This is a genomic window from Glycocaulis sp. (genome assembly GCF_052168375.1).
Taxonomy (GTDB): domain Bacteria; phylum Pseudomonadota; class Alphaproteobacteria; order Caulobacterales; family Maricaulaceae; genus Glycocaulis.
The window spans coordinates 1-3,113 of record NZ_JBQLZR010000027.1 but is presented as its reverse complement, the minus strand read 5'-3'; the positions used below and the strand labels follow the sequence as shown (position 1 = coordinate 3,113).

Annotated in this window: 4 protein-coding genes; 3 read left to right on the top strand and 1 reads right to left on the bottom strand. The window is 58.0% G+C overall.

Annotation, left to right across the window (positions count from 1 at the left end):
- Positions 1-611: 611 nt before the first annotated feature.
- Entirely contained in the window at positions 612-1,670 is a 1,059-nt protein-coding gene (locus tag ACTS2Z_RS01040) for a tyrosine-type recombinase/integrase (RefSeq protein ID WP_442571379.1), read from the bottom strand.
- Between the two features lie 160 nt (positions 1,671-1,830).
- Between ACTS2Z_RS01040 and ACTS2Z_RS01035 the strand changes: the two genes are divergently transcribed.
- From ACTS2Z_RS01035 to ACTS2Z_RS01025, 3 genes are all read left to right on the top strand, one after another.
- Positions 1,831-2,544, top strand: coding sequence for a hypothetical protein (locus ACTS2Z_RS01035; protein ID WP_442571378.1), 714 nt, complete (start codon positions 1,831-1,833; stop codon positions 2,542-2,544).
- 76 nt (positions 2,545-2,620) lie between these two features.
- A complete protein-coding gene (locus tag ACTS2Z_RS01030) occupies positions 2,621-2,881 on the top strand; it encodes a hypothetical protein (protein ID WP_442571377.1) in 261 nt (86 codons plus the stop codon).
- The coding region (locus ACTS2Z_RS01025) for a hypothetical protein (RefSeq protein ID WP_442571376.1) at positions 2,878-3,113 on the top strand (236 nt) is incomplete at its 3' end. The genes ACTS2Z_RS01030 and ACTS2Z_RS01025, both read left to right, overlap by 4 nt.

Below are 3,113 nucleotides of genomic sequence, written 5' to 3'. Positions count from 1 at the left end.
GGCTGTCAGGCCTCTTGCGTCGACTGGTATGGCGATGCACGGCCCATTTTCCTGCGCGGCCGCGTTTTCGCCCTTCTGGGCTACGAGCTGGTGGAAGGCGACGCGTCCGGACCGCGCATCCGTGAGGTGCGGCGCGTCAATTACGGGCCGCAAATGGTGGATATGGCACAACAGTAAAGCTCACCGCTCGTGAGGACTGCCCGGTGAGTGCACCGCGCCGCGTCCGTGCAGCAAGGAGCTGCGGGGGGTATCCGTAACCCGTTGTAATTGCTTGTGCCCGTGCCGCATCGTGCAGCAAGTCGAAGGCCGACCCAACTAGCGAGAGGTCCGTCGAAAAGCATCAGTTTTACAAGGGGTTGTGTGGTGCCCAGGGCCGGAATCGAACCAGCGACACGCGGATTTTCAATCCGAGGTCAGTCAAACAAAATCAACACATTGACCCCTCCGTGCAGCGTCCGTGCAGCATGATTCAGCCGGAACGGGTGTAACTGGACGGGAACACGTTCCCGTTTGGTGCCGGGCCCGAAAAGCGAAGTCCTAGAAAAACCCGGGTCCTTGGACCCGGGTCATGAGGGTGCTCATAGAGGATTTGGCGGCCGACCCATATGAGATCAGCCGGCGCCAAGCAGCTTGGCGGCTACCCCTTCTGCTGCCTGGATATCCCGGTCCTCATCCCGGAATAGATACCCATAAGTGTCGAACGTCATCTGGATCGAGGCGTGGCCCATGAGGTCCTGGATTCGCTTGGGCCCCATACCCTGCTCGATGAAGAGTGCCGCTGCCGCGTGCCGCAGATCATGGAACCGGAATACGGGCTTGCCGTCCTGATCGACGAGCCCTGCAGCCTTCATCGTCGGGACGAACCGCCGGTTCCAGATGTTGGAACCGCTTTCAATACGGCCAGCACCATTCGGGAAAACCAACCGCTCTGGTCCTGTCGGACATTTCAGCTTCCATGCCTTCAGCTCGTGGATGAGATTAGCGCTTATCGGAATATCCCGGTGGCCCTTGCGGGTCTTGGTTGCCTTGATGGTCCCCGTTTCACGAGCAGAGCGCCGGACCCGGATCACGCGCTCTTCAAAGCGCACATCATCCCAGCTAAGAGCGCGCAGCTCACCCCGGCGCAAGCCGGTGAGCATCGCGGTCAGAAACAGGACACGCGTGTCGGGATCACAGGCCGCCAGAAGCTTCTGCAGCTCGCTCCGCTCGGGCAGGCGTTTTTGAAACTCGCTAGAGCCCGTCACCCTGATCTGCTTGTCGATGATGATATTGCGGCCAACCTGCCCTCGCCGCTGCGCGCTGGTAATTACCCGCTTTAGAGTCGCCACCACCTTGCGGGCCATGGCTACCGAGACCCCGGTAGTGAGGCCGTCGATAAACTCATACACCCGCCGCTCGGTCAGCTGGGTCAGAAGTACGTCCCCGATCCGGGGAATGATGTGCACGCGCACGTGCTGCTCATACTGGCTCCAGGTAGATAGCTCCAGCGTCCTGACGGAAGCAGATTCCAGATAGGTCTCGCAGGCAGCACGCACCGTCACGGTCTGGTCATCCATGACCAGTGTCCCGGCCCGCATCTGTTCCTTCACCTGATCAAGAAACGCATCGGCGTCCTTCTTGCGGTCGAAATTCTTGTTCCGGCGGTTTCCCGCAGGATCAACGTAATCCACCAGCCACCTCGCCTTACCGGACGGCAAGATACGCTTCCGGACTGAACTAATTGCACTCCTCATTCAAAAAAGCGGTTGACGAACAAATGCCGCCGTGGCATCTGATGCCGTCGTAACTCACGTCAGCCTCAAATGCAAGAAAATGCGGCAAGGAGCAGACATGGTGGATTTTGATCTGAATGACCCGGAAGCGGTCGAGCATGCGCTCCGCAATCGCGCATGGCGTGAGCGCGGCGTGCTCACCGACGCCGAAGCTGTCGGCATGTCGGCCGCGTCCAAAGGCGAGTTCGTTCCGATGGGACTCCTCACAGGCGACGCGACTGTAGGCGTCCTGCGCATTCTCCAGGAGTACCGAGTAATCAAGGCGCTCAATGCCCGCATCAGACCCCGAGGTTGGCGGCGTCTATGGACGCTTGAGCATATCGTTCGGGCTCATGTGATTATTACTGTCTCCGAGGGCTTTGCCATCAGCAAGGCAACTGCTGCCGAGTTGGTGGCGACGGTCTATGATCTCCGGTGCGAAAACGACCATATGGAACCGCCCTCTTCTGCACTCGCAATCGTCGGTCGCACCTGCGATGCCATCAGAAGCGGTGCGATGCTTGAGCTTGACCGACCAGAAGTCATCTACCTCGCAGATCGCAGGCAGCTGTATGTGAAAACCTGGGTGCCGGATCACGAAGTTCTAGATCGGGCAGGAACCGTTTTGAACTTTGGCTCGACTGACCCGGTCGTAGAGCGCGAAAGGCAACCCAAAGGCGGAAGTTCACGGGTGGACCCGATTGAGCTCGAATACGCTATTTCGCTGACGTCCGTGAAATTGCATCAGGCGCTTCATAACCTGACCGCCCGAGCAATGGAGGTCGGACGATGAGCTAAAAGCCAGCGCTTCAACGAATATCCATCAAACAAGAAAGGAGGTGGCACACCTCCAATACACAGAGGCAGACATGAGTAACTACATCAGCGGCCTGGAAAATATCGCCGCATATCTCAACGTCACGTCAGATGAGCTGCGCGACGCCATCCTATATGAGCAAGTACCCATTTTTGTAATGGACGGGCAGCTGTACGCATCGCGTCAGGCGCTCACGCATTGGCTCAATTTTGGGGGAAACCCAGAGCTCGGCGACCCGCATCCCGGGCGAGACGCTTTTGTCGTTAACGCTCTAAATCGGGCCAACCTTATTTTCATGGAGAAGGCATCGTGATCTTTACCATGACCAAACACCTCAGCGGCACGCTAGCGCTCCCTGATCAGGACTTCCTCTGGGGCGCTCAAGCTATCGCTCAATTTCTCGGCCTCACTGAACGACAAGTGTTTCACCATGCAGAGCGCGGCACGCTCCCTATTGGCAAGGTCGCCAACCGCCTCTTTGCCCGGCGATCCACATTGGAAGAATTTCTCAATTCGAAGATTCAGAACGGTGAATTTAACAAGAG